5 protein-coding genes are annotated in these 6,000 nt (G+C 51.8%); 2 read left to right on the top strand and 3 right to left on the bottom strand.

Features of this window, described 5'->3' with window-relative positions; all coding sequences use genetic code 11:
* The first annotated feature begins 895 nt into the window (after positions 1–895).
* Positions 896–1,729 (top strand): hypothetical protein, encoded by an 834-nt coding sequence (locus JT718_RS02250; protein ID WP_205500037.1) that lies wholly within the window; start codon positions 896–898, stop codon positions 1,727–1,729.
* Positions 1,730–1,882: 153 nt separating this feature from the next.
* Here JT718_RS02250 and JT718_RS02245 read toward each other — a convergent pair whose 3' ends face one another.
* The 3 genes from JT718_RS02245 to JT718_RS02235 form a co-directional block, all read right to left on the bottom strand.
* The gene (locus JT718_RS02245; RefSeq protein WP_205500036.1) at positions 1,883–2,794 is read right to left on the bottom strand and encodes a transposase; all 912 of its coding nucleotides are present in this window, start codon (positions 2,792–2,794) and stop codon (positions 1,883–1,885) included.
* A 504-nt stretch (positions 2,795–3,298) separates the two neighbouring features.
* Positions 3,299–3,991, bottom strand: a complete 693-nt coding sequence (locus JT718_RS02240; protein WP_205500035.1) for a DUF421 domain-containing protein — start codon at positions 3,989–3,991, stop codon at positions 3,299–3,301.
* A gap of 9 nt (positions 3,992–4,000) precedes the next feature.
* A complete protein-coding gene (locus JT718_RS02235; RefSeq protein ID WP_205500034.1) occupies positions 4,001–4,690 on the bottom strand; it encodes a DUF421 domain-containing protein in 690 nt (229 codons plus the stop codon).
* A 342-nt stretch (positions 4,691–5,032) separates the two neighbouring features.
* Between JT718_RS02235 and JT718_RS02230 the strand changes: the two genes are divergently transcribed.
* Positions 5,033–5,875, top strand: coding sequence for a universal stress protein (locus JT718_RS02230; RefSeq protein ID WP_205500033.1), 843 nt, complete (start codon positions 5,033–5,035; stop codon positions 5,873–5,875).
* Positions 5,876–6,000: the final 125 nt, after the last annotated feature.

Genomic DNA, 6,000 nt, shown 5'->3' with positions numbered 1-6,000 from the left:
ACGTGCGCCGAGAGCGAGAAACGCAGCTCCCGCTCGTCCTCAAAATGCTTCCTGCCCTGCATCACGTTAAGGATTTGGTACTACCTCCTTAAACGGCTATCTTCAGCCAGTTGTGCAACAGGCACAACGTATAAACGTCAGCATCGGCCGACGGCCTCGCCGTCGTTTATACCAACCGTTGTATGGCATTGAAATTAAAAGAAAAGGTTAAATGACAGCTAAAGAAGTAAATGAAATAATATTCAGCTATTCAATATCGATAGCTTTATTTACTTCAATTAGTTGGTACGGCATAAACTACTTGATACAGGATTGGAAAAAGAAGAAAACCTTTTTCATCGTTAATGCTGTAATACTTTTTTTTTATTCAATCTACTTTATCAACGGCAGAATCTATCATTCTGAATTTGGAGGAGCTTTGGTTTGGGAGTTTTATTTGGCTCTTATATTATTGGTTCATAATGTAGTGATCCTAATAACTGCAATAATTATCTGCACTAAGCTAAAGAAGAAAGGAAATGTCGCCCGATTTTGACCAACAATTTTGACCAACAGAAGAAGCAAAAGAGGAATTGACGTTGCGTTTGAGCAAGGATTGACGCAAAATGCGTGCAGGCGGACGATTGGGTTTTCGGCCTGTTTTTACGAAATAAGGGCAAAAACGGATTGATAAAGAATTCGCCTAACTCTCCGTTTTCCTGTTTTCGGCCTGTTTTCCCAAAAGGAGGCCAAAAACAGAAAAGAGAAATGCGGTTGGCAAACGGCAACGAACAACGCCATACAACAACGTGTAAACCTCACCTCAGCCGACGGCCTCCGCCGCCGTTTACACAAGTACGTTGGCAATAATATTAAAAATTGTAGAACCACACTACTAGTTTGAATAAATAGAAAAATGAGTATTACTGATATTTTCGGGTCTGTGGCTATTACTGCTTTTGCCGCAATACTAGCCATTGCAGTAAATCTATTCAATATAAGAGACCGATATAAAAAGTGGAAGGATGGAAAACAAAAATCAAACTTTAAAAAAGATTATAAAGAAGAGAATCCAGATTTTGAGTTTTCTCTCATTGATGTTTCTAACCCTGCTCCAGGAAAATGTATCTTGTCTTCAAGGATTTTAAATAAGTCCAAAGAGGTTAAATATATAGAGTCCATATCTTATAACTTTCAATTTCTAGATAATAGAAAAGATTATGAGCCTAATTGCTTTTTTGTTGATGGTGAAAAATGGCCAAAGCGACTTGAAAACGGTGAACGGTTTCATGTTTCAGTAGATTTTTCTTCTTCTCTTATCAATTCTCTATATCGATACTGGCAATATGATGTAGTTGTTTATGCTGCCACTAGAAGCACTACTGGAGACCTTTTGCGCTCGAATTCAATAAGCTATAATAAACTCACTAATTACTTGCCACCCATTGAAGAAAAATACAAAAGTCTTGCTATGATTCTATCTCAAAAAACAGGGAGTCACCCAAGACATATTGAAGCCACACTCTGGCAACTTCAAATTTTCAATAGAGTTACAAGTCATATAGGGAAACAACTTCAGCAGAATCAAATCCCATTTGAACAATATTTAATTGAAAGACATGGTTTAACACCAACAATTGACCCATGGTACCATTGGGATAAAGCCATATGGGAAAAAAACATTCTGCCTTTAGAAGTTGAAGAGTATTTAAAAAGTATAATCTCGACCCAAATAAAATTTACTTCCTAATGGTCTAGTTTCTCAGTAAAAATGTGTTTTTGACCTGTTTTTAATAAATCAGGGCAAAAATGGACGGAAGGCAAAATTTAAATAGTGCGCTCGGCAAGCTGTTTTCGGGCTCATTTTGGAAAACAAGGCCAAAAACAGAAAAAAACCGTGCGGTCACCACAAAAGAAAAACAAGGGCTAACATTGGTAGCTGTTGCACAACTCTTGAGTAAAGTAGCTCTTCTTTACTTGCTTCCGTTCGTTTCTTAATTTCTCCCCGATTCTCAAGGCCAAAGAAGCCTAAAGAAGCGGCTGCAGAGGGTCTGGGCAGGGCCATGACCGCTGATTGCCTTGTTTTTGGGGTGAAGCGCAGCAGTTTCCGCAGGTTGTAGGCCGCGGCGGCCAGCAGCATTCCCTTCTGGGCCTGTTGGATGCCCCTGGTGTTGATCTTCCTCAGGCCCATGTAGTTGGTGAGCGTGCCCAGCACGGGCTCCACGGTGGCCTGCCGGAGACCTTTCATCTTTCGACCATAGCGGCTTTTCAGCCGGGCAATCACCCGCTCGTACTCCTCGCGGTAGAAGGTGACCTCCACCTTCTTCTCGTGGCCCTTGCCGATGCAGCCCTCGCGCAGGGGGCAGCCCCTGCAGTCCCTGCGGGTGGTGAGATAGAACCTCTTTTTGATGTTGCCCTTCGGCTCCACCTTCACCTTCCGGAACGTGGCCCTCTTGCCCTGGGGGCAGAGCCAGCAGTCCTCTTCCCGGTCATAGGTGAACCCCTCGGGCCCTCCCTTGTAGGTGCCGTGCGGCGGGATGAAGGCCGTCATGCCCTGCTCTTCCAACAAGGCGTAGTTCTCCCCCGAGGAGTAGCCCGCGTCCGCCAGGATATGGCTGCAGCTTAGCCCCAAGCACCGCAGTCTGCCGGTGAGCCCGCCGAGCAACTTCGGCAGGCACTGGTTGTCCTTCCTGTCCGCAAAGTCCGCCTGCACGTGGGTGATGGTGTGGTGGGAAGTATCCACCGAGAGCTGCGCCAGGTAGCAGAGCTTGCGGGCCTTGCCGGTCTTGACGGCGATGCGGGCGTCCGGATCCACGGGGGAGTAGTGGGTCTTGTTGGAGGTGCACTTGCTGCCTTTGTGGTGGGCTCCCGGTCGCAGGTTCTGCTCCAGGCGCCACTTCCGGTTGCGGTTCTGGAAAAGAATTCAATAAGTTAAAAGGCATTTATTTCTTTCTAACGGAAAGGGAACAAAGTCTGCTGCCGACTCTTATAACCCAGCCCTTCAGGAAAACTTATGGCACACCAGCCCGGAACTGACAGGCACCACCTTCAAGAAAGTCAACCAATACCATAGCCTGGCAGAAGCAGGGCAGCCGGGACCAAAGGCAAGGCAATAAGCTGGCCGAATAGGTCAATCCAGCAACTGTTTCGCAATTGGGGTATGCACTTTCCAGGGCCACATGCCAACCTTTAGATTGGCCGCAGAGATGCGCTCACTCCGCACCTGACCAAATGCAAACTGCCTACCCCATAAAAAGCTTCCCCAAAGCCTGATAGCTCTCGAGCAGCCTTTTTGAATGGGGTTCTCCGCAGAGTTTCCTTACGAAGCAACGGCCTGGTGCCAGTCGGCCTGCCCGCAGGTGGGGCACTCCTGATGGGGGGCCTGCTCTTGTTTGGTCAGCTGCCCGCAGCTGGCGCAGGCGTAGGTAGCCGGGGCGTAGGTTTGCTCCTCTTTCAGGTCCTGGTCAAACTGGGGCACCAGCGAAAGGCCCTTGCGTTCATCGGTGAACTGCATGATGGTGAAAGCCCCGTTCGCCTCCAGGTAGGTGCGCTGCACCTTGCCCAGGTTAAAGATATCTTCGTGCCTGAACTGCGCAAACAGCCGCTCGCGGGTAATGCGGGCGCGCTCCATCACGTCTAACTGCAGGCAGCCGTCTTTCACCAAGATGTCCATGTCGTCCATGACCTTGCGCTCAAAACGGGCGTCCTGGGTGCTTCGCCAGGAAATAAGGCGCTCTACCCCCACCACCACCACGGCAATGAGGACAATGGGAAGCAGCCCGCGCGAAGGGTCCATGAGGGCTACTCCGTTGGCCGCCGCCAACGACACCAGGGCCGCCATCTCGGTGCGGCTCAGCATGGAGGCCATCCGCTTCCCCATCAGGCGCATAGACAGCATGAGCACCAAGTAGATAAAGGCAATGCGGAGCACCATCTCCAGCAGGAAACTCCAGGGCGCCTCCCCCAACACGATGCGCAGCCAATCGGTGATTTGAATATCTTCTGGTCTCATGAGGCGGGGTTAGATAGCGGCAGGAATCCACTCGTTGCACGAACAGTTGGTACAGGGCTTGTCTTTTACCTGGCTGGTGGGGGCCACCAAGCCGCAGCGGGTGCAGGCAAGCTGCTCCTGGTCATAGGACAGGGACTTGAGCAGGGCCTGGTCCCTGACCGGGATAATGGGCAGGCCGGGTTTGGGGTCCTGGGCCTTTACAATGCTGAACAGGCCACAGGCCTCCATGTACAGCCTTTTCACCTGTCCCAGATGGCTGATGTTATGCGTTCTGAGGGCGGCAAACACCTGGTCTTTAGACAGGCGCGAGTTCTCCATCTCCTCAATCCGCAGCACGCCTTCTTTCAGCACCATGCTCATGTCTCCCTGGGTGAGCAGTTCTACCTTGTGGTTGCGGAAGGCAAAAAGCGTGATTCCCCGCTGAAAGACCAAGGCACAGACCAGGGCCACCACCCCCATTAAGATGCCGCGGTCGGGCAACTGCATGGGAGCCGAGGCAATACCGCCCAGGGTAACCATAACCGCCAACTCCGAAATGGTGAGCTGCCCATTCATGCGCTTGCCCATGAGGCGCAGCACAATAAGCAGAATGACAAAGATGATGATGGAACGCAGCAGCACCTCGGCCATAAACTCCCAGGAAGTATTGCCAATAAACAGGCGCTGCCAGTCTGGGAAATATATCTCTTCTTTTTTCATACCCTACAGCAATACGGGTAGTCTGTTCAACAGAGTTACCCTGATTCTAAGCGATTTAATACGGTAGTTTTTTCAGAAGTTATGCAGCGGCCGGCCAGAAACAGGAAATCTTTCGCCCGGAGTGGCCCGGCGTTTAGGGGCTATTTTCGGGAAAAAGCCCTTAAAACAGGCTCTGTTGCCCTTTGGTCCTGGCAAAGCTGCCCCTTGCCCGGCACTCTGTTGGCAGAAGCGGGTGACCCAAAGTTGTTGGGCCTTAAATAAGCAGGGCAACCCTACCTTATTGCGTTAATTTTCAGTATATTAAAGAAAGCCGTTCCAAGTTCCACCAAACAAGCCTACGCCATGGAAACCATTCTCTGCCCCACCGATTTTTCAGCGTGCTCAGAAAACGCCCTCCTCTACTCAGACGCCCTGGCCCAGCGGCTGGGGGCCCGCGTGGTGCTGCTCCACAACGTGTATGAGCCCGTCATGGTGGAGCTGGCCCCCTATGAGGCCGTTCCGTTTGTAGAGGCCATCCAGGACCCCGCCTACCGGCAGCAGCAGCAAGACAAGCTAGACGCCCTTATTGAGCGCCTGCTGCGGCAGGAGCACGAGGCGCCCGTGTACTATGAGAGCAAGATCAAATACGGCATCACCACCACCTCTATCCTGCAGGTTGCCAGGGAGGAACAGGCCGATTTGCTGGTGCTGGGCCACGAGGGCTTCCAGGAAGGGTTTGAAGACTCGGCCACGGCCTACCTGCTCAGGGAAGCGCCCTGCCCCGTGCTGCTGGTGCCGCCGCACGTTTCCTTCGCCCCTCCCCGCAAGATTGTGTACGCCACCGACCTGAAAGGCGAATCGTTCACCGACATGAGCTTTGTGTGCCAGATGGCCTCCTACTTCGGGGCCGAGCTGCAGCTGCTGCACACCCTGCCCGACGATTCGCCCGCCGCCCGGCAGCAGGCCGAGGCGGGCCTGGCCCTCCTGCACAAACGCCTGCCCTGCCCCAAGGTGTCGGCCCACGTGGAGGTCCACTCGTCCACCGAGGAGAGCATCTTCCAGTTCTGCTTCCGGCAGCAGGCCGACCTGCTGGTGGTGGGCTGCCGCGCCCGCAGCTTCTGGCTGGCCGCCTTCCACCGGGACCACCTGCAACAGATTGCCGCCCACACGTTCCTGCCCCTCCTGGTGCTGCACCACAAAAAATAAGGGAACGCCTGCGGCCCCGTAGCGCACGTTTCAGGCCTTTTCTTGCGAAAACAGGCCTGAAACGTGCGCTTTTTTTAGGCCTGATAATCAAAAACTTACTTTAACCAGGGGCGATTTACAGGGCA

Origin of the sequence: Rufibacter psychrotolerans, from assembly GCF_016924645.1 — a bacterium.
GTDB lineage: Bacteria > Bacteroidota > Bacteroidia > Cytophagales > Hymenobacteraceae > Nibribacter > Nibribacter psychrotolerans.
The sequence above is the reverse complement of the archived record's forward strand: the minus strand, read 5'-3'. Positions and strand labels throughout refer to the sequence as shown.